This is a genomic window from Alistipes sp. AF48-12, from assembly GCF_003477565.1.
GTDB lineage: Bacteria > Bacteroidota > Bacteroidia > Bacteroidales > Rikenellaceae > Alistipes_A > Alistipes_A hominis.
The window spans coordinates 39,373-59,949 of sequence record NZ_QUDJ01000010.1 but is presented as its reverse complement, the minus strand read 5'-3'; the positions used below and the strand labels follow the sequence as shown (position 1 = coordinate 59,949).

Genomic DNA, 20,577 nt, shown 5'->3' with positions numbered 1-20,577 from the left:
TAATCCGTTTTGAATTTATTTGTAGTTATTGAATTTTTTAAATAAATACGACCGCTTTCGGTAAAAAAGCGGCGAGCCGGTAAATAGGTGTGCAAAAGTAATGATTTAATTTAATATCTGCAAAAATTTATCGGACTTCCGGCGATTCGGGTTTTTTGTTTTCAAAGTCCAGAAATACCGGCAGATGGTCGCTGTATCCTCCGGTGTACCGGCCGGCTTGGAAAGTCCGGATCGGATAGCCTTTCCATGGGCCCGACCGGTGGATCAGGTAGTCCCGGACGAAAATGCCGCAACGGCCTCCGTAGCGCAGGCCGTTTCCGGAAGCGAAAGCCCCGCTGACCAGAATGTAGTCGAACAACTGCCGGCGGTCGCGGTAAACCAGCGTGCCGTAGCCTTGCCGGCGCAGGCCGACGAACGGCGTGTAGAGCGCGGACGGGTCGGCCGGAGCGTTTCGGAGAGCGGTTTCGGGTCGGACGTGCAGGATTTTACGGGATTCGCGAGCGTCGGGTTCGGCGTTGAAATCGCCCAGAACAACCAATTTCCGTTGCGGCGAGCCGGTCAGCAGCGAATCGACCGTCCGGCGCAGCGAGCGGAACGCCTCGGCGCGGTAGCGCGCGGCGTTCATCTGCGAGGGCAGGTGGCAGAGGATCAGCGTAACCGATTCGCCGAGCAATTCCCCGTCTACCGTAAGCAGGCTGCGCGTCAGCCCTCGGCCGAAAACCTGCCGGACGCGCGTCGGAAAAAAGCGGCTGCCCCGATACAGCAACACCACGTCCATGCCGCGCGGATCGCCGCTGTTGCGGTGGATGTAATTGTAGTCCGACCGCATGGCGTACATCAGGTCGCGTACGACCGCTTCGTTTTCGACCTCCGCGAGCGCCAGCAGGTCGGCGTCGAGGTCGTCGATCACGCGCGATATATGGTTGATCTTCATGCGATACCGCTCGGTGTTCCAGCGTCGGGGGCTGTGCGGGGTGAACTCCGCGTCGCCAGCCGACGGATCGGGTACCGTGTCGAATAGCGATTCGACGTTATAGCAGGCGATCCGGATGCGGTCGGGTTCCGTTCCGGCCGCCGTCCCGCAGCAAAATGCGGCGGCGCACAGCAGGACGGACAGCAGGCGGATCGGTCTCATGGGATACGGGTTTCATGCAAATTTAGGATAATATATCCGTTTTTTGCCCTTTTTTAGCGCGTTTGACGAACTTTTGCCCGGGTTTTTACGTTATAAGCAATAAAAGGCGCGGCAAAAATCCCCGTTAAACGCGTTTTTAGGGGCGTATTTTGCGTTTGTCCAAAAAATGCGTAAATTAGCGACCTAAAACGAAGGCGACTCATCGCTTCACAACAAAGGACTATAAGCTCAAATCATGGCAGAAGAAGGAACAAGCGAAAGAATCATCAAAATCAATATCGAAGAGGAGATGAAATCGGCCTACATCGATTATTCGATGTCGGTCATCGTGTCCCGTGCGCTTCCGGATGTGAGGGACGGCATGAAACCCGTTCACCGCCGGATTCTGTACGACATGAGTAACGAACTGAATCTCTATTCGGACAAACCGCACCGTAAGTCGGCGAGAATCGTCGGCGACGTGCTCGGTAAGTTCCACCCGCACGGCGACTTGTCGGTCTACGAAGCGATGGTGCGTATGGCACAGGAGTGGAGCATGCGCTATATGCTGGTGGACGGGCAGGGGAACTTCGGTTCGGTCGACGGCGACGGTCCGGCTGCCATGCGTTATACGGAGGCCCGGATGAAAAAGATCGCCGACGAGGTGATGGCCGATATCGAAAAGGATACCGTCGAGTTTCGTCCGAATTTCGACGAGACGATTCCGGAGCCGACCGTGCTGCCGACCAAGATCCCATTGCTGCTGGTCAACGGCGCGTCGGGGATCGCCGTCGGGATGGCGACCAACATGCCGCCGCACAACCTGTCCGACACGATCGACGCGATTTGCGCTTATATCGACGATCCGAATATCGAAGTGGCCGACCTGATTAAGCATATCAAGGCTCCCGATTTTCCGACCGGAGGGATTATCTACGGTTACGAGGGCGTGAAGGAGGCTTATGAAACCGGCCGCGGCCGCGTGATGATGCGGGCGAAGACCGAGATCGAGCATACGGCTACCGGCCGCGAGTGCATCGTAGTGACCGAAATTCCCTACATGGTGAACAAGGCCGAGATGATCCGCAAGATCGCCGACCTGATCAACGAAAAGAAAATCGAGGGAATCGCCTACATCAACGACGAGAGCGACCGGAACGGGATGCGTATCGTGATGATCCTCAAACACGATGCGGTCGCCAGCGTCGTGCTGAACAACCTGTTCAAGTACACGGCTCTGCAGACGTCGTTCCCGGTCAACAACATCGCGCTGGTCGACGGACGGCCGATGTTGCTGAACCTGCGCGATTTGATCCGCTATTTTGTCGAGCACCGGCACGATGTGGTGGTGCGCCGTACGCGTTACGACCTGGCGCAGGCCGAAAAACGGGCCCACATTCTGGAAGGTTTGCTGATCGCCGTCGATCATATCGACGAGGTGATCCATATCATCCGCAGTTCGCAAAGCCCGGACGAAGCCAAGATCGCATTGATAAACCGGTTCGAGCTGTCGGAAGTGCAGGCCACTGCGATCATCGACATGCGTCTGAGGGCGTTGACCGGTCTCGAACGCGATAAGCTGAAACAGGAGTACGACGAGCTTTGCAAGCGGATCGCCTACTATAAAGAGGTGCTCGAAAGCGTAGCGTTGCAGATGCGGATCATCCGCGACGAGATGATCGAGATCAAGGAAAAATACGGCGACGAGCGTCGCACGGAGATCGTGCTGAGCGCCGAGGAGTTCAATCCGGAAGATTTTTACGCCGACGACGAAATGGTGATTACCATTTCGCATATGGCTATATCAAACGGACGCCGCTGACCGAGTACCGCACGCAGAACCGCGGCGGCGTCGGCGTAAAAGGCAGCGCGACGCGCGACGAAGATTTTATCGAGCACATCTATGTGACCACGATGCACAACACGATGTTGTTCTTCACCGAAAAAGGACGTTGCTACTGGCTGAAAGTTTATGCGATTCCGGAAGGGGCGAGGGCTTCGAAAGGCCGCGCGATCCAGAACGTGATCCAAATCGAGCCGGACGACAAGGTGCGCGCCTACATCAACGTCCGTCGCCTGGACGATAAGGAGTATGTGAACAGCAACTATATCATCATGTGTACCAAAGCCGGTATCGTGAAAAAAACGCTGCTCGAAGCCTATTCGCGTCCACGGCAGAACGGCGTGAACGCCATCACGATCAAAGAGGGCGACCAGTTGCTCGAAGCCGTGCTGACCAGCGGGCACAGCGAAGTGATTATCGCTGCGAAGAACGGCAAAGCGATTCGTTTCAACGAAGAGGTCGTCCGTCCGATCGGTCGTACCGGCGCCGGCGTCAAGGGGATTACCATCGACGACGACGACGAGGTGGTCGGCATGATTTGTGTCGAAAAGGATGTCAAGGAGGATATTCTGGTCGTTTCCGAAAACGGTTACGGCAAACGCACCGACCTGGACGACTACCGTATTACGAACCGCGGCGGGAAAGGGGTCAAGACGCTGCAGATTACCGAGAAAACCGGCAAGCTGATCGCCATCAAGTCGGTGACCGACGAGAACGATCTGATGATCATTAATAAATCGGGGCTGACGATCCGTATCCCGGTCGGGGATATCCGTTTGGCCGGCCGCGCCACCCAGGGTGTGAAAGTGATCAACCTGCGCAATAACGATGCGATCGCTTCCGTTGTTCCGGTACCCAAGAGCGAGGAGGACAACGATTCCGAGGCAGGAGTCGCAGAAGAGTCCGGCGGGAACGGTGCTCAACCGACGGCGGACGCCTCTGAAAACAATATTGAATAATTATTAAAAAGCTGAATCATGAAACGTCTGTTTTTGTTCGTTGCAGTTGCCGCGCTGGGAATTACGGGTACCGCGCAGGCACAGGAGGCCAAGTTCGACGAGGCCGCCATTATTAAGAAAGTGGAAAAGCTGGAGCTCGACAGCCAGACTCCGAAACGGGGCGCGCGGGCCAGTTCCTGGATCGATCTGGGAAATGCTTACCTGGAAGCCGGGACGGTTGCGGCTACCGGACTGTATCGGGGACTGGATCAACTGACCGCGCAGGTTCTTTTCCCGAAGCCTGAGGAAGGAACCGAGAATGTAGCCGGAACCGAGTATGTGAAATGGTCGTATCCCTATTTCGATCTTTACCTGAAAGACGGGGCCGTTTATTTCTGGAAAATGAAAAAAACGATCGTCGACAATGCGCTCGAAAAGGCTGCGGCTGCCTATAAGAAGGCTTACGAGCTGGAACCGAAGGATGCGGAGGCAAAGGTTGCCGAGGGATTCAAAAAGATTGCGGACGCTTATAAGCAGGATGCCGACAACCTGTATGTCATGCGTGAATTCGACCCGACGGCCGATGCGTTCGCCGCGGCTTACGATGTGCAGAATCAGGCTCCGTTGAACAAAATCGATACGGTCTGCTGTTTCAATGCCGGCTACCTGTATACGCTCACCGGCAAATTCGACAAGGGGGTCAAATACTTGAACGATGCGATCGCCAACGGTTACGAAAGCAACGGGGAGGCTTACTATTATTTGTATCACTGCTACCGGGCGCAGAAGGATTTCGAAAAAGCGAAAGAGGCATTGGTTACCGGCCTTGGCAAATATCCTAAAAACAACCAGATCCTCGAACAGCTGATCGTGCTGTATTCGGAGACGGGCGAAGATCCCAATACCATTATTCCTTATATCCAGCAGGGTATTGCCAACGATCCGAACAATGCCGAGTTGTGGGCAGGCTTGGGTACTATTTACGACAAACTGGGCAATACGCCGGAAGCGTTGAAGGCTTTCGGCAAGGCGCTCGAATTGGCTCCGGACGAATTCACGAATAATTTCAACTATTCGCTGATGCTGATCCGTCAGGCCGACCTGAAAACCGAGGAATTCAACAAAAAATCGTTCACCAGCCGCGAAGAACGCGATGCGGCGATGAAGGAGGTCGATCAGGCTTATGTGGATATACTTGCTCCGCTCGAAAAAGCGCATGTGGCCAAGCCGGACGATCCTACGACCGTCGAATTGCTGAAGAGCGTTTATTTCCGCCTGCGCGATACTTCTCCCGCGATGATGGAGAACTTCAAGAAATACGACGAACTGTTCAAAAGCATGCCGCAGCAATAGTTGCTGAGCATGGCTGATAAGGGCCGGGAAGGCTTTCCGGTTTCGGCCCGGCGGACGGAGTTCCGCCGGGCCTTTTTATGCGTGCGCAACGGACGTTGCCGGAGAATCGTCGGGAAGAGTCGGATCGGGGATGATTTTGTCTGCAAAAGTGTAAAAAATTGAGTACTATTGTATCCTGAAGAAGGATTGGCGATGTGAAGGACGGTTTTTTCGGAGAAAGCGGAACATACCGGGTCGGCGGCGGGTACGGAGGAGAGAGACCGTTTTGTTCCGGGGAACGGGGCGGCTCGCGTTTTTTGGCTTAAATTCTGCATGGGCATTTCGCAGGAAGACATAATTTTGCAGGATAGCTTCTTGTGGTTTACCTTTGCGGAAATTATGGATTGTTTCCCGGATTGATTCTTAAAATTAAGTCGGATGGAAGAGAAAGACGATATACTGAACGAAGTCACCAACGGTGAGTATAAGTACGGTTTTGTGACCGACATCGATACCGAAACCATTCCCAAAGGATTGAGCGAGGAGGTCGTCCGGATGATCTCGGCCAAAAAAGGCGAGCCGGAGTGGATGACCGAATTCCGGCTGAAGGCTTACCGGCACTGGTTGACGATGACGATGCCGCGCTGGCCGCATCTGGATCTGCCCGAGATCGATTTTCAGGATATTATTTATTATGCTGCGCCGAAGCAGAAACCGAAACTGTCCAGTATGGACGAAGTCGATCCGGAGCTGAAGGCGACGTTCGATAAGCTCGGCGTGCCGCTCGAAGAACAGATGCTGATGGCGGGCGTGGCGGTCGACGCGGTGATGGACTCCGTGTCGGTCAAAACGACGTTCCGCGAAACGCTGGCCGAAAAAGGAATCATTTTCTGTTCGTTCTCGGAAGCGCTGCGGGACTATCCCGAGCTGGTGCGTAAGTACATGTGCAGCGTGGTTCCGTACACCGACAATTTCTTCGCCGCGCTGAATACGGCCGTTTTCTCGGACGGTTCGTTTTGTTACGTTCCCAAAGGAGTGCACTGCCCGATGGAGCTAAGCACTTATTTCCGGATCAACGCGGCCGGAACCGGCCAGTTCGAACGGACGCTGATCGTGGCCGACGAAGGAGCTTACGTCAGTTATATGGAGGGGTGTACCGCGCCGCAGCGCGACGAAAACCAATTGCATGCCGCCGTCGTCGAAATCGTTGTGATGAAGGACGCCGAGGTTAAGTATTCGACCGTGCAGAACTGGTATCCGGGCGATAAGGACGGCAATGGCGGAATCTATAATTTCGTGACCAAACGCGGCATGTGCCGCGGCGAGAACGCCCGGCTGTCGTGGACGCAGATCGAAACCGGTTCGGCGTTGACGTGGAAATATCCGAGCTGTATTCTGGCCGGCGACAATTCGGTCGGCGAATTCTATTCGGTGGCGGTGACGAACAATTTCCAGCAGGCCGACACCGGAACCAAGATGATTCATCTCGGGCGGAATACCCGCAGCCGGATCGTCAGTAAGGGGATCTCGCCGGCCGCAGTCAGAATAGCTATCGGGGATTGGTCAGGGTCTCGCCGAAGGCCGAAGGCGCGCGTAACTTTTCGCAGTGCGATTCGCTGCTGATCGGCGACCGTTGCGGGGCGCATACGTTCCCGTACGTAGAGGTGAACAACCGCAGCGCGGTCGTGGAGCACGAGGCGACGACGTCGAAGATCGGCGAAGACCAGTTGTTCTACTGTAACCAGCGCGGACTGTCGACCGAAGACGCTGTCGGTCTGATCGTCAACGGGTATGCCCGCGAAGTGCTGAATAAGCTGCCGATGGAGTTTGCCGTCGAAGCGCAGAAATTGCTGTCGATCAGCCTCGAAGGCAGTGTCGGATGATTTTCGCGGGTGAAAATTTGGATTTGTAAATCGTTTTCCATATTATTGTGATATCATTTTGATATTACTTTTAAAAAGGGCGGTTATGGAAAAGAATGAAAAGAAATTTGCCGGGTTCCGGATGTCCGGTTTTTCGATGCTGGCAGTCATGTTATTGCTGCTCGTGGGCGGCGTCTGGCTCTTGACGCAGGCGATGCCCGTATGGGGCGGATTGTGTTTGTTACTGTTCGTGCTGTGTCTTCCGGGATTTATGATGATCGAGCCGAACGAGGCGCGCGTAATGCTTTTTTTCGGGGTCTACAAAGGGACGTTGAACGACAACGGTTTTTGGTGGGTGAATCCTTTCTACGCGAAGAAAAAAATGACGTACCGGGCCCGCAACCTCGACATCGAGCCGATCAAGGTGAATGACAAGGCCGGCAATCCGGTGATGATCGGGCTCGTGCTGGTATGGAGGGTGAAGGATACTTATAAAGCGATGTTCGAGATCGACAGCCAGGAAACGTCCGGCGTCAGGGCGGTTCCGGTGAAAGGCGGCGTGGTCGCCGTGTAGCAGCGCGAGACGCTGGCGTCGCGGATGGCCGCTTACCAGAATTTCGTCAGCGTGCAGAGCGATGCGGCGCTGAGGAGTCTGGCCGGGGAGTACGCCTACGATAACAACGAGTCGTCCGACGAAGTGACGCTGCGTTCCGGCGGCGAGGAGATCAACGATCGGTTGGAGCACGAACTCAATTCGCGGCTGGCGATCTCCGGGATCGAAGTGGTCGAAGCGCGAATCAATTACCTGGCCTATGCGCCGGAGATCGCCGCGGTGATGCTGCGCCGGCAACAGGCTGCCGCGATCATTTCGGCCCGCGAAAAGATCGTGGAGGGAGCGGTGACGATGGTGCAGATGGCGCTCGATAGGCTGGCCGCCGAAAAGGTGGTCGATCTCGACGAAGATAAGAAAGCGGCGATGGTAAGTAATTTGCTGGTGGTGCTCTGTGCCGACGAACAGGCGCAGCCGGTCGTGAATACCGGAACGCTGCACCAGTAGCGAAGAGAGACAAGGCGGATGGCTAAAGAGATAAAACAAAAAAACGTTCATACTGCGGATCGATTCCCGGCGGATGGAAGCGATCGAGAAGTGGGCCGCCGACGAGTTTCGCAGCGTGAACGGACAGTTGCTCTACATCATCGACCAGGCGTTGAAAAAAAGCCGCCGGATGCAGAACGAAGGCGGGGCCATTTCGCCGCCGGACGAAAGAGGAGATTAACGGATCGGACATTCGCGCTCCGGGGATACGGAGTGCGGACTACCGCTTAAAAGATACTTTATATGTTGGAGGTTAAGAATCTGCACGCCGTAGTAGACGGCAAGGAGATACTCAGAGGAATCGACCTGTCGGTGCGGGCCGGCGAAGTGCATGCGATCATGGGGCCGAACGGCTCGGGCAAAAGTACGCTGGCTTCGGTGCTGGCCGGGAACGAACGGTTCGAAGTGACCGAAGGCGAGGTGTCGTTCGACGGAATGAACCTGCTGGATATGAGCGTCGAAGACCGGGCCCGGGCGGGACTGTTTCTCGGATTCCAGTACCCGGTCGAAATTCCCGGCGTCAGCATGGCCAATTTTTTGAAGTATGCGGTCAACGAGAAGCGCAAATACCAGGGGTTGGAGCCGCTATCGTCGGCCGAATTCCTGAGGATGATGCGCGAGAAGGCCAAGGTGGTCGAGATCGACAGCAAGCTGACCAGCCGCGCCGTCAACGAAGGTTTCTCGGGCGGAGAAAAGAAGAAAAACGAGATTTTCCAGATGGCGATGCTCGAACCGAAGCTGGCGATCCTCGACGAAACGGACAGCGGGCTCGACATTGACGCGCTGCGGATCGTGGCTACCGGAGTGGCCAAGCTCAAGCGGCCCGACAATGCGACGGTAGTCATTACGCACTACCAGCGGTTGCTCGATTACATCGTTCCCGACGTGGTGCATGTGCTCTACAACGGTCGGATCATCCATTCGGCCGGCCGCGAATTGGCGCTGAAACTGGAAGAGCAGGGTTACGATTGGCTGATCAACGAATATAAATAAGCGATGGAAAGCTCATTGGAGAAACAACTGGTGGAGCTGTACCTGGCGGGTGCCGACATCATCGGCGAGGGATTGCCCGTGCCGTTGAACCGTCCGCGCGCGGGAGCGCTTGAGACGTTCAACCTGCTGGGTATTCCGCCGCGCGGTTCGGGGTACGGCGACCGTTACCATTATACCGATCTGCGGAACCTTTTTCAGCAGGAATACGAACGTTATTTCACTCCGTCCTATCCGTCGGCGGCTTTGGCGATGCCGGAAACCGAAGGCGAACGGCTTTCGTTGCTGAACGGGTTCTGTACGTCGGAACAACCGCTGACACGATCCGAAAACGGGGTAATTTTCGGGTCGCTGGCTGCGGCCGCGAAAGCTTATCCGGAACTGGTGGAGCGTTATTATAACCAACTTGCCGAGTCGCAGGGCGACGCCGTGTCGGCGCTCAATACCGTGTTCGCGCAGGACGGCGCGTTCGTATACGTGCCGCAGGGAGTTCGGGCGGAGCGTCCGTTCGTGATTTCGTTCTCGTATTACAGCGAGGGCGAGTCGTTGGCCGGATTTGCCCGCAACCTGTTCGTTTTCGAATCCGGAAGCCGGGCGCAGGTGGTGATCGAAAACCGTTCGGCGAGCGATGAGACCTATTTCGACTGCCAGGTGCGCGAGGTCTTTGCCGCCGAGGACGCCCGTGCCGATATCGTCGAACTGTTCCGGCTGAACGGCCGTTCGTCGATCGTGTCCGGCAGCTTCACCGAGCAGCAGGCGTCGAGTCGCGTGCATACGCTATCGGTGGGACTGGAGGGTCGGCTGATCCGGGGCGATCAGCATGTCGCGCTGAAAGGGCGCGGAGCCGAGAACCATACCGACGGGTTGATGCTGAGCGGCGCGGGACAGCATATCGACTTTACGACCGATATCCGGCATATTTCGCGCGATTGCACCAGTTACGAAGTGTTCAAGGGGATTGCTTCGGACGGCGGAACCGGCGTATTCAGCGGCCGTATTTACGTGGCGCAGGACGCCCAGAAAACGCAGGCTTACCAGCAAAGCAACAACCTGCTGCTCGGCGACCGAGCGCATATTTATGCGAAACCGCAACTGGAAATTTATGCCGACGACGTCAAATGCAGCCACGGGGCCACCGTCGGGCAGTTGAGCGAAGAGGCTGTTTATTACATGCGCCAGCGCGGGATTCCCGAGCAGACGGCGCGGCGGCTGCAAATGGCCGGTTTTATTAATCAGGTGGTCGAGCGGACGCCGGTCGAAGGCCTGACCGAGCGGATCGAACGGCTGGCCGCGGATAAAATCGAACGGATGTAATGGAATTCGATGTTCAGAAAATACGCGCCGATTTTCCGGTGCTTTCCCGCCGGGTTTACGGTAAGCCGCTGGTCTATTTCGATAACGGCGCTACGGCCCAGAAGCCGTATGCGGTGATCGATAAGGTCGATTACCTGCACCGCGAGATGAACGCCAACGTACACAGGGGCCTGCACTTTATGAGCGAAACCTGTACGGACGAATACGAGGCCGCGCGGCGGGACATCGCGGCGTTTATCGGGGCCGGTTCGACGCGCGAGATCGTGTTTACGGCTGGAGCTACGGCGGCGATCAATACGGTGGCGTATAGCTTCGGGGAGCGTTATATCGGACCCGGCGACAATGTTGTCACGACCGAGATGGAGCATCATGCGAACATCGTTCCGTGGCAGTTGATCTGCGGGAGGAAAGGAGCGGAACTGCGCGTGGTGCCGTTCGCGGACGACGGCCGGCTCGAAATCGAGAAACTGCCCGGACTGATCGACGACCGCACGCGGATCGTCTGCGTCACGCAGGCTTCCAACGTACTCGGAACGTGCCCCGACCTGTCTGCCGTAATCGCTATGGCGCATGACCGCGGCGTGCCGGTGCTGGTCGACGGATGTCAGGGAATTGTTCACGGCGGAGTCGACGTCGCGGCATTGGATTGTGATTTTTACGCGTTTTCGGGGCATAAATTATACGGGCCGACCGGAATAGGCGTCTTGTACGGGAAAGAGCGTCTGCTGGACGAAATGCCGCCGTTTATGGGCGGCGGCGATATGGTCGGGACCGTGTCGTTTTCCGGGACGACCTATGCCGAACTGCCGCTGAAATTCGAAGCCGGAACCACGAACTATATCGGAGCGATCGGACTGGCCGAGGCGGTCCGTTACCTGAACGGGATCGACCTGCAGGCGGCGCACCGCCATGAAACGGCGCTGAAAGATTATGCAACGCAGCGTCTTTCGGCAATCCCCGGCGTGCGGATTTACGGGACGCAGCCCGGGAAATGCAGCATCGTGTCGTTCGGCGCCGAAGGAGTGCATCCGTACGATGCGGGGATGATTCTCGATAAGCTGGGCGTGGCCGTACGCACCGGAACGCATTGCGCCGAACCGGTGATGACGCACTACGGTATCACGTCGATGATACGCGCGTCGCTGGCGATGTACAATACGATCGAAGAAGTGGATGTTTTCGCGGACGGACTGATCCGTGCGCTGGATATGCTGCGGGCGTAGCCCCGGCGGTAAACGATAGAAACCGAATCAATAAATATGTCGCTGATTGTTCTCGAAGGGCTCGACGGAGCCGGAAAATCGACCCAGATCGACCTGTTGCAGCAGTTGCTCGCTTCGCGCGGCCTGCGTTACGAATACTTGCATTTCCCGCGTTTCGACGCGCCGATTTACGGCGAGTTGATCGCCCGCTTTCTGCGCGGCGAATTGGGAGCAGTGGATGCCGTCGATCCGTATGTGGTCGCATTGTTGTACGCGGGCGACCGCGCCGACGCCGCGCCGGTGATCCGGCGGTGGCTCGACGAGGGGAAATTCGTGATCCTCGACCGTTACGTCTATTCGAACGTGGCGTACCAGTGCGCCAAAATCGGAGATGCGGCGTCCCGCGAGCGGTTGCGGGACTGGATCGTCGATCTGGAGTATGATTATCATAAAATTCCGCAGCCGGACGTTTCGCTGTTTCTGGACGTTCCGTTCGGATTTACCCGGCGTAAACTCGAAGAGGTGCGCGAAGGGGACGACCGCGGTTACCTGCACGGAAAAAAGGATATTCACGAGGCGTCGCTGACGTTGCAGCAACGGGTGCGCGAGGTGTATCTCGGTCAGGCGGAGCGCGACGACCGGTTCCGGGTGGTGGACTGCGCCGGCGACGACGGGACGATGCTGCCGCCGCCGCAGATTTTCGAGCGGATCCGGGCAGCATTGGCCGGGGTTTTCGGAAATTAGCTTGCGAACCGTTTTCGCGCCGGCGGTACGGCCGCGGCAGGGATCAAACGAAAAGGGATTTTCCGCATGAAAATCCCTTTTCGTTTGATTGATGAATCCGTACCGGTCAAATCGTCGGATTCCGCCGCAGGTATTTGTTGCGCCACACGAGGAACAGGACGAATATGAACAGGGTAACGGCTCCGCCGAGCCAGTAGGCCAGTTCTTGCGGCAGGTGCAGTCCCTCCCGTGCGATCAGGATATAGGTCGAGCAAACGGCCGTCATGAACAGCGCGGGGATCAGCGTGATAACGTACGGTTTGCGTTTCTGGGTCAGATAGACCGTCAGCGCCCATAGCGTGAAGACGGCCAGCGTCTGGTTGCACCAGGCAAAGTAGCGCCACAGTACGGAGAAATTGGCGTGCAGGATGATGTAACCCGCGACGAACAGCGGAACGGAGATCATCAGCCGTTTCAGGATCGGTTTCTGGTCGACGCGCAGGAAGTCGGCGACGATCAGCCGGGCCGAGCGGAAAGCCGTATCCCCCGAGGTGATCGGTGCGGCGATGACGCCCAATATGGCCAGGAAGCCGCCCACGACGCCCAGCCACTCTTTGGTGATCGAGTCGACGATGACGGCGGCGTTGTCGTTCCCCGATCCGGCGGCGAACAGCGCGCTGCCCTCTTCGGTGTGGAAAAAGTAGGTTGCGGCAGCGGCCCAGATCAGGGCGACGATCCCCTCGGTGATCATGGCGCCGTAGAATACCGGCCGGCCGTATTTTTCATTGGTCATGCAGCGAGCCATCAGCGGCGACTGCGTGGCGTGGAATCCCGAAATCGCTCCGCAGGCGATCGAAATGAACATCATCGGGAAGATCGGCAGGCCGTCCGGATGCGTATTGGCGATGCCGTCGGTCAGTTCCGGCAGGGCGGGATGATGCCAGAAGATCATAAAAAGAATGCCTGCTGCCATGAATATCAATGCAATGGCAAATATCGGGTAGATCTTGCCGATGATCTTGTCGATCGGCAGCAGCGTAGCCAGCACATAATAAACGAATACGACCGTCGCCCAGAACGACAGGTCGAGGCTCTCCGGGGTCAGCTTGGCCAGCAGCCCGGCCGGTCCCGCGACGAATACGGCGCCGACCAGCACCATCAGCAGCACCGTAAAGCCGCGCATGAATTGTTTGAAGTTGACTCCCAGGTAGCGGCCGATGGTTTCCGGCAGGCTCTCCCCGCCGTTGCGCAGCGAGATCATGCCTGCCAGAAAATCGTGTACGGCGCCGGCGAAGATGCTGCCCAGCACGATCCATAGGTAAGACGCCGTCCCGAATTTGGCTCCCATGATCGCGCCGAAAATCGGCCCCAATCCGGCGATGTTCAGGAACTGGATCATGAAAATCTTCCACGTCGGCATCGGGATGTAGTCTACGCCGTCCTGTTTCGTATAGGCCGGCGTTTTATGCGCCGGATCGACCCCGAATATTTTTTCGACGAATTTGCCGTAGAAAAAATAGCCTGCGATCAGGGCGAGCAATGCAATGGTAAAAGTGAACATAGCATAATGTTTTTAGAAAGCGCGGGGCCGGACGAACCGGCGCCGCGCACCGGTCGATCGGCGGTTATTCGCCGTAACGGTAGCTGACGGTCTGTTTGCAGTCCGGGTGCAGCGACTGGGCGACCGGGCAGGTAGCCGCGGCCCGTTCGAGAATCTCGCGCTGTTTCGGATCGGCAATCGGTTTTGGGAAATGCACTTCGACGACGATTTCGCCGATCTGCCGCGGCGATGCGCTCATGATTTTGGTGATGTGCAGTTTCGTGCCGTCGATGTCGATACCGTGCGTCTGCGCGGCGATGCCCATGATGGTCATCATACAGCTTCCGAGCGCCGTGGCTACCAGATCGGTCGGCGAGAAGGCTTCTCCTTTGCCGTGGTTGTCGGTCGGAGCGTCGGTCAGGATTTTCGTTCCGGACTGGACATGGGTGGCTTCGGTACGGAGACCGCCCAGATAGATCGTTTCTACAGTTGCCATAATTTTGCGTTTTTGAATGATTCGTCGTTTTTACGATAGCCGGCACCGGGACGGATATCCCGCTCCGTCCCGTTTATCCGGGGAACGGTCCGGCGCGTCACGTGCAAAGATAAAAAATAATCCGCAGCGGTGTTCCGCCTCCGGCGGGCAGGGCGTGCGAAACCCGGATTTTTCGTTACCTTTGTAAAAAATCAGTCCGTATGCACATCTCTTCCGCCGTTTTTACTGTCAGCAGCCAGAAGTTGAGCCAATGTCCGACGGACGGTTTGCCGGAATTTGCGCTGATCGGCCGCTCGAACGTCGGTAAATCGTCGCTGATCAACATGCTGACCGATCGTCCGGGGTTGGCCAAGGTTTCCTCTACTCCCGGTAAAACCCGATTGATCAATCATTTCAAGATCAATGCGAAGTGGTACTTGGTCGATCTGCCCGGATACGGTTATGCGCGCGTTTCGAAAAACCAGCGCGGGGAGTTCTCGAAGCTGATTACCGATTACGTGCAGAAACGGGAGGCGATGGTTTTCCTGTTCGTGCTGATCGATTCCCGGCTCGATCCGCAGAAGATCGACCTCGATTTTATCCGGATGCTCGGCGAACACGGCGTGCCGTTCGGGTTGATATTCACCAAATGCGACAAACAGTCCGACGACCGCACGTCGTCCAATATGGCGAAATTTCGCCGGAAAATGCTGGAAACATGGGAAGAGCTGCCGCCGGTGTTCCGTACCTCTTCCGAAAAAAAGACCGGGCGGGACGAGGTACTCGATTTTATCGGACATTGTTTGGAGACGGTCGGGGATACGGAATGAAACCGTTCGGATTTGTCGCCCAGCCTTTTTGCGCCGGATTCCGATATTTTATGAATAAAAAGTTAAAATTAATCCCCCTTTTTCCACGAAATTGGCGTACCTTTGCGCGCAAATGAAATTCTTCAGATAATGGCAATTCACAAGCTTAAAATTTTTTCATGCCGTGGTTCCCGTTACGTGGCCGAGAAGATCGCTGCGAATTTCGGGGTCGATCTGGGCGATTCCCAGGTTTTGGAGTTCAGCGACGGCGAATTCCAGCCCGCGTTTGACGAAAGCATCCGGGGATGCACCGTTTTTATCGTGCAGTCGACCTTCCCGCCTGCAGACAATCTGATGGAACTGTTGCTGATGATCGATGCGGCGCACCGGGCGTCGGCGCACCGGGTGATCGCCGTGATGCCCTATTTCGGTTGGGCGCGGCAGGATCGCAAGGACCGTCCGCGGGTTTCGATCGGAGCCAAATTGGTTGCCAATCTGTTGCGCGCCGCCGGCGTCGACCGGATCATGACCATGGACCTGCATGCCGACCAGATTCAGGGATTTTTCGATATCCCGGTCGATCATCTCTATGCGAGCGGCATATTCGTTCCCTACATTAAAAATCTGAATATCGAAAACCTGTCGATCGCCGCGCCGGACATGGGGGGGGGCCAAACGGGCGAACGCTTATTCGCAGCACTTGAACGCGCCGATGATCATTTGCCACAAGCAGCGCGAAAAGGCCAACGTCGTAGGGAAAATTACGGCGATCGGCGAGGTCAAAGACCGGAATATCATCATCATGGACGACATGATCGATACGGCGGGCACGATTACCAAAGCGGCCGATATGTTCATGGAGCTCGGCGCTTCGAGCGTCCGCGCCGCCGTGACGCATCCGGTACTGTCGGGGCCGGCCTACGACCGAATCAATAACAGCGCACTGTCGGAAGTGATCGTAACGGATACGATTCCGCTGAAAAAAGACGAAGATACCTCGAAATTTACCGTGCTGACCGTGGCCGACATTTTTGCCGACGTCATCGAACGGGTGCACGATTATCGGGAGATCAGTTCGAAATTTATTTTTTAGATCGGAGGGCGATTTGTCCGGCGAGTCGGGTGCGGTGACGCACGGGCAGTCGTTCCGAAAAAGCCGGTCTGCCGGGGACCGTCCGGAACTTTAGGGATTTATTTTTCCGCGCGTCGAAAAAAGATTTGCGTTTTTGAAAAGTAAACCATACTTTTGCACGGTAATTATTTCAGGCTATGGCCACGGAGAGGTGGGTGAGTGGCTGAAACCAGTAGTTTGCTAAACTGCCGAGCTGGGCAACTGGCTCCACGGGTTCGAATCCCGTCCTCTCCGCTGAATTTGTTGTATGAAAGTAAACCTACGAGTCATTGATTCGTAGGTTTTTTATTGCCCGTAAGCTTGTCGCCGGGAACATCCGGAGGAAGGGAAAGAACGCCGTTAAAACGACTGCCGGGCCGATGCGAAGTTTTCTTTCGGGAAAAGAGCCGGATTGGACCGGCCAAAGCTATTTTAACAAAAAAAGACGGTCGGAGCTATGTGTAAGGCTATTTTGTTGTATATTTGAAGCATACATGGGGAGTGCCCGGGAAAAAGAAAGCCCCGTGCGGCCGGAAGGTAAACGGACGCGAAAACCGGAAAGCATCGAGATTTACAAAAGAAATAAATACGAAATCCGAATACAATTCATTCATGTCGAAAACACCGATATCTTCCGCGGCTTTCGGAGACACGAAACCGCATTACATGATCCTCGACGGATTGCGCGGCGTGGCCGCCATTATGGTCGTATGGTTTCATATATTCGAAGCCTATGCGACGAGTCATCTGGATCAAAAGATCAACCACGGTTATCTGGCTGTCGATTTCTTCTTTATTCTGTCCGGTTTTGTCATTGGCTATGCTTACGACGACCGCTGGAAAACGATGACCGTGAAGGATTTCATCAAACGCAGGGTCATACGCCTTCACCCGATGGTCGTCATGGGGGCTGTGATTGGGGCGGTCATGTTTTATTTCCAGGGATGTCCGGTGTGGGACGTTACGAAGGTGACGGTCGCGGCCCTGTTGCTGGCCACGTTCGTCAATGCGCTGTTGATCCCGGCTACGCCCGGCACCGAAATCCGGGGCCTGGGGGAGATGTATCCGCTGAACGGGCCGAGCTGGTCGCTGTTTTTCGAATATATCGGCAATATTTTGTATGCTTTGATTATCCGTAAATTTTCTACGAAGGCCCTTGCGGTATTGGTCGTCGCGGCCGGATGCGGCCTGGCCGCTTTTAGCATCTTCGGGCCTTACGGCGATATTTGCGCCGGGTTTTCGTTGACCGGGACGGAGTTTACGGGAGGATTTTTTCGTTTGCTGTACGCTTTTTCCGCCGGGTTGCTTCTGTCCCGCGTTTTCAGGCCGGCCCGTGTCAGGGGGGCCTTTTGGAAGTGCAGCCTGCTCGTGATTATTCTGCTGGCCGTTCCGCGCCTGGGCGGAGCCGATCGCCTGTGGATGAACGGTTTGTACGATACGGTTTGTTTCGCCCTGTTTTTCCCGCTGATCGTTTACTGGGGAGCCTCCGGCAAAATTACCGACCGATATACGAACCGGGTTTGTAAGTTCCTGGGAGATATATCCTATCCTTTGTATATGGTGCATTATCCGTTTATTTACCTTTATTACGGATGGGTCAAGAACGAAGAGCTTACGTTCGGCGAGTCGCTGCCCGGAGCCCTGGCCGTAGTCGTCGGAAGCATCCTGCTGGCATATATTTGTTTGAAATTGTACGATGAGCCTGTCCGTAGGTATTTGGCCAACCGTTTTTTGAAGTCGAAGAAACGGTAAACCGTCCGAATTTTATTCGACCGTATTTTCGACGGACGCCGGTTCCGCGATGCCTTTTGCCGGAGCCGGCGTAGGGACGTCGTTCCGAGAAGCAGCGCGCGCGCCGGCCGGCCGGTTGCGTATCGCTTTGCGGATGTTGTACCGGAACGCCAGGCAGGCCGAAATGAAATACACGATGCACTGAATCCACAGCGTCACGTATTCGCGTTCGATATCGGCCATACCCGCTCCCATGGAGTTCAGTTTGATGAACGCCAGAACGCCGGGGGAGGCCGGAATCACGAAATGGGCGGCCTGCCAGTACCACGCATCAGTTCCAGCGGGTACGACATGCCGGACAGAAAGATCAGGCCGACCGAGAAGAAGGTAATCATCAGGATCGGACTCTCGGAGTCTGCAAAGAAAAGCGATCCGGTCAGCCCGAAAAAACAGGTCGCCAGCAAGAACGGGATCAGCAGCATGACGATATCCCGGCGGTTCCCGATATCGGGAATGCTGTATATCTCCGGCAGCAGGCCGATTAAAAAGTAGGCGAATACGGCGTAGAGGATGCAGTATGTAAAGGTCTTGCTCAGCACGACGCCGGCCATCCGGCCGAAGCCGAGTCCGTGCCGCGAATAGTACAGGATGGAACCGGTGTAGCGCTCCTTACCCGAGATCATTCCGATGACCATCATCAGGGTCTGGAAGAGGATGACGATCAGTACGGCCGGGATCAGGTAGCTGCCGTAACCTTCGGTCGGGTTGTAGAGCGGCGTTCCGACGATGTCGATCGACTGGGTCTGCGACATCGCGTAGAGGGCTGCGGGCGGCACGAATACGACCATGTCGGGACGGTGCCTGGAGTCCAGTTCTTCCATCGCGCCTGCGGCCGCTTCTTCGACGGAGGCGAAGTTCAGGAATGCGCTGGTGTTGCCGTAGGCCAGGAAAACGGCCTGCTCGCCGCGACCTACCCTGCTTTCGAAGTCTTCCGGAATGAAGATGATCCCGACGACCCGGTTCGTCTCCATCATGATTTTCGCGCTCAGCATGTCCGGCGCGTAGCTGTATATTTCGACCTGCGGAGAGGCGTTCAGCAGGCGCGCGTACTCCCGGCTCAACGGGGTTCCCGAACGGTCGACGACGGCGACCGGCGCGTCGCGGATCAGGTTGGGCGCGTACATGTAGTTGTAAAGCAGGCCGTAAATGAATATCCCCCCGATCATGACCAACAGGATCGAATAGCTTGTCGCGATGGTTTTGAACTCCCTGGTCACGTAGGTCGCGATGACCGTCAGGCCCCCTTTTATTTTATTCGATGTTTTCATATTTACGACTCAGTATGGCTCTTTTCAGGTGCGGCAGCATCAGCAGCGCCGCCAACATGAAGACGAACAGGCAGCTCGCGTTCTGCCAGGTATAGGCGAAACCGTAATCCCCGTACAGGATGTTCTGGTTGATTTCGACGAAATGCCTGACGGGAAACAGGAACGACAGGTAGTAGATGGGGGCGTACATGTACGGTACCGGGAACGTTACTCCGGACAGCGTCGCGCCGAGCGATCCGACCATCGAGGCTATGCTGATGATGATGCTCAGCGCCGGGAAAAGCGAGAATATGAAGACGCCGAACGCCTGCGTCGCCACGATGAACAGGGCGGTCGCCAGATTGACGGGCAGAAAACCCGTGCCCAACGGGAGGCCCGCGATGCCGAACATGACGAAGTTGCCCAGTATGCCCATCGCGATAAAGATCGCCGTGTAGGGCAGCAGTTTGCCCGTGACGGCGGTGAAGATATTCGCATCCGCCGTTTCGAGCCAGTCGGCGGCCGTTTTGAATTTTATTTCGCTGCCCAGAACGTACATGGTCACCAGTAGGATGACGATCTGGAACAAAACGAAGAAAAAAGGGTTCGTCAGGTAGATCGAGTAGTCCAGCGACGGATTGAAAAGCGGATGGGCCTGCAGGTTGACGGGCAGGATAAAGCTTTCGATCCGGCGTTCCGACGCGCCCTGCCCGATTCCCGCCGCGGCGACCGGCGCGACGGATAGGTTCGCCAGTACCGTTTCGAAGGCGCTGTGGAGTTCGATCCCCACGCTCAGCAAGGCGAAATGGTAGTAATAGGGCAGCGCGACGTTTCGACCTCCCAGCAGATCCGATTCGAAGTTGTGCGGGATCACTACGTAGGCGTATATCTCCTTTTTTTGCACGGCGTCGCGCGCCGCCTTGGCGTCTGCGTAGCGGGCCGTTACGCGGGAAGTCGGAACTGTCGCGATGGTACGCGAAATTTGCCGCGAGGTGGCTGTCTGGTCGAGGTCGACGATACCGATCGGGATGTTTTCCATTTGTCCGCTGCCGAAGATCGTGGTCATAAACAAGATGCAGAACAGGGGCAGCGCGATGCAGACCCCGAAGTAAAGCCTTCGGGATACCATCCGGTCCAACTCGCGTCGGACGACCCGGTAAAATGCTCCCTGAGTGCGGTTCATTGTACGT

At 56.2% G+C, this 20,577-nt stretch carries 12 protein-coding genes, 1 tRNA gene and 5 pseudogenes; 13 read left to right on the top strand and 5 right to left on the bottom strand.

Annotated features, from left to right (window positions below):
• Window positions 1-127: 127 nt before the first annotated feature.
• A complete protein-coding gene (locus DW082_RS07730) occupies window positions 128-1,135 on the bottom strand; it encodes an endonuclease/exonuclease/phosphatase family protein (RefSeq protein ID WP_118458109.1) in 1,008 nt (335 codons plus the stop codon).
• Between the two features lie 235 nt (window positions 1,136-1,370).
• Between DW082_RS07730 and gyrA the strand changes: the two are divergent.
• The 9 genes and pseudogenes from gyrA (at window position 1,371) to tmk (ending at window position 12,435) form a co-directional block, all read left to right on the top strand.
• Window positions 1,371-3,916 (top strand): annotated as a pseudogene (gyrA, locus tag DW082_RS07725) (DNA gyrase subunit A).
• An 18-nt stretch (window positions 3,917-3,934) separates the two neighbouring features.
• Window positions 3,935-5,248, top strand: coding sequence for a lipopolysaccharide assembly protein LapB (locus tag DW082_RS07720; RefSeq protein WP_101572031.1), 1,314 nt, complete (start codon window positions 3,935-3,937; stop codon window positions 5,246-5,248).
• Window positions 5,249-5,665: 417 nt separating this feature from the next.
• Window positions 5,666-7,110 (top strand): annotated as a pseudogene (gene sufB / locus DW082_RS07715) (Fe-S cluster assembly protein SufB).
• 85 nt (window positions 7,111-7,195) lie between these two features.
• Window positions 7,196-8,146 (top strand): annotated as a pseudogene (locus DW082_RS07710) (SPFH domain-containing protein).
• Window positions 8,147-8,195: 49 nt separating this feature from the next.
• Window positions 8,196-8,366, top strand: a complete 171-nt coding sequence (locus DW082_RS07705; protein WP_259335557.1) for a hypothetical protein — start codon at window positions 8,196-8,198, stop codon at window positions 8,364-8,366.
• Window positions 8,367-8,428: 62 nt separating this feature from the next.
• Window positions 8,429-9,178, top strand: a complete 750-nt coding sequence (gene sufC / locus DW082_RS07700; protein WP_055202929.1) for a Fe-S cluster assembly ATPase SufC — start codon at window positions 8,429-8,431, stop codon at window positions 9,176-9,178.
• Between the two features lie 3 nt (window positions 9,179-9,181).
• Complete coding sequence (gene sufD / locus DW082_RS07695; RefSeq protein WP_118458105.1) at window positions 9,182-10,489, top strand: Fe-S cluster assembly protein SufD; 1,308 nt, start codon at window positions 9,182-9,184, stop codon at window positions 10,487-10,489.
• On the top strand, window positions 10,489-11,712 hold the full coding sequence (locus DW082_RS07690) for an aminotransferase class V-fold PLP-dependent enzyme (protein ID WP_118458104.1): 1,224 nt from the start codon (window positions 10,489-10,491) through the stop codon (window positions 11,710-11,712). The genes sufD and DW082_RS07690 overlap by 1 nt, the downstream gene beginning before the upstream one ends.
• Window positions 11,713-11,748: 36 nt before the next feature.
• Window positions 11,749-12,435, top strand: a complete 687-nt coding sequence (tmk, locus tag DW082_RS07685; RefSeq protein ID WP_055202935.1) for a dTMP kinase — start codon at window positions 11,749-11,751, stop codon at window positions 12,433-12,435.
• Between the two features lie 106 nt (window positions 12,436-12,541).
• On the opposite strand, the gene DW082_RS07680 is transcribed toward tmk, so the two are convergent.
• Both DW082_RS07680 and DW082_RS07675 read right to left on the bottom strand, forming a co-directional pair.
• Window positions 12,542-13,975 carry a carbon starvation protein A gene (locus DW082_RS07680; RefSeq protein WP_118458102.1) on the bottom strand — a complete coding sequence of 478 codons (1,434 nt, stop codon included), beginning with the start codon at window positions 13,973-13,975 and terminating at the stop codon, window positions 12,542-12,544.
• A gap of 64 nt (window positions 13,976-14,039) precedes the next feature.
• Window positions 14,040-14,450, bottom strand: a complete 411-nt coding sequence (locus DW082_RS07675) for an OsmC family protein (RefSeq protein WP_118458100.1) — start codon at window positions 14,448-14,450, stop codon at window positions 14,040-14,042.
• A 200-nt stretch (window positions 14,451-14,650) separates the two neighbouring features.
• On the opposite strand from DW082_RS07675, the gene yihA reads away from it, so the two are divergent.
• The 4 genes and pseudogenes from yihA (at window position 14,651) to DW082_RS07655 (ending at window position 18,101) form a co-directional block, all read left to right on the top strand.
• Complete coding sequence (yihA, locus tag DW082_RS07670) at window positions 14,651-15,259, top strand: ribosome biogenesis GTP-binding protein YihA/YsxC (RefSeq protein WP_055202942.1); 609 nt, start codon at window positions 14,651-14,653, stop codon at window positions 15,257-15,259.
• 129 nt (window positions 15,260-15,388) lie between these two features.
• Window positions 15,389-16,331 (top strand): annotated as a pseudogene (locus tag DW082_RS07665) (ribose-phosphate diphosphokinase).
• Between the two features lie 184 nt (window positions 16,332-16,515).
• Window positions 16,516-16,604, top strand: a tRNA-Ser gene (locus DW082_RS07660).
• A gap of 357 nt (window positions 16,605-16,961) precedes the next feature.
• Window positions 16,962-18,101, top strand: coding sequence for an acyltransferase (locus DW082_RS07655; RefSeq protein WP_101573689.1), 1,140 nt, complete (start codon window positions 16,962-16,964; stop codon window positions 18,099-18,101).
• Between the two features lie 12 nt (window positions 18,102-18,113).
• Here DW082_RS07655 and DW082_RS07650 read toward each other — a convergent pair.
• Window positions 18,114-19,408, bottom strand: a pseudogene (locus tag DW082_RS07650) (ABC transporter permease).
• On the bottom strand, window positions 19,392-20,570 hold the full coding sequence (locus DW082_RS07645) for an ABC transporter permease (protein ID WP_055202945.1): 1,179 nt from the start codon (window positions 20,568-20,570) through the stop codon (window positions 19,392-19,394). Before DW082_RS07645 ends, DW082_RS07650 begins: the two are co-directional and overlap by 17 nt.
• Window positions 20,571-20,577 lie beyond the last annotated feature (7 nt).

Excerpts from the sequence above, each read along its gene's own strand:
- yihA (WP_055202942.1), top strand. The coding sequence starts at position 14,651 with ATGCACATCTCTTCCGCCGTTTTTACTGTCAGCAGCCAGAAGTTGAGC.
- DW082_RS07720 (WP_101572031.1), top strand. The coding sequence starts at position 3,935 with ATGAAACGTCTGTTTTTGTTCGTTGCAGTTGCCGCGCTGGGAATTACG.
- sufD (WP_118458105.1), top strand. The coding sequence starts at position 9,182 with ATGGAAAGCTCATTGGAGAAACAACTGGTGGAGCTGTACCTGGCGGGT.
- DW082_RS07730 (WP_118458109.1), bottom strand. The coding sequence starts at position 1,135 with ATGAGACCGATCCGCCTGCTGTCCGTCCTGCTGTGCGCCGCCGCATTT.
- sufC (WP_055202929.1), top strand. The coding sequence starts at position 8,429 with ATGTTGGAGGTTAAGAATCTGCACGCCGTAGTAGACGGCAAGGAGATA.
- DW082_RS07690 (WP_118458104.1), top strand. The coding sequence starts at position 10,489 with ATGGAATTCGATGTTCAGAAAATACGCGCCGATTTTCCGGTGCTTTCC.
- DW082_RS07675 (WP_118458100.1), bottom strand. The coding sequence starts at position 14,450 with ATGGCAACTGTAGAAACGATCTATCTGGGCGGTCTCCGTACCGAAGCC.
- tmk (WP_055202935.1), top strand. The coding sequence starts at position 11,749 with ATGTCGCTGATTGTTCTCGAAGGGCTCGACGGAGCCGGAAAATCGACC.
- DW082_RS07645 (WP_055202945.1), bottom strand. The coding sequence starts at position 20,570 with ATGAACCGCACTCAGGGAGCATTTTACCGGGTCGTCCGACGCGAGTTG.
- DW082_RS07655 (WP_101573689.1), top strand. The coding sequence starts at position 16,962 with ATGTCGAAAACACCGATATCTTCCGCGGCTTTCGGAGACACGAAACCG.
- DW082_RS07680 (WP_118458102.1), bottom strand. The coding sequence starts at position 13,975 with ATGTTCACTTTTACCATTGCATTGCTCGCCCTGATCGCAGGCTATTTT.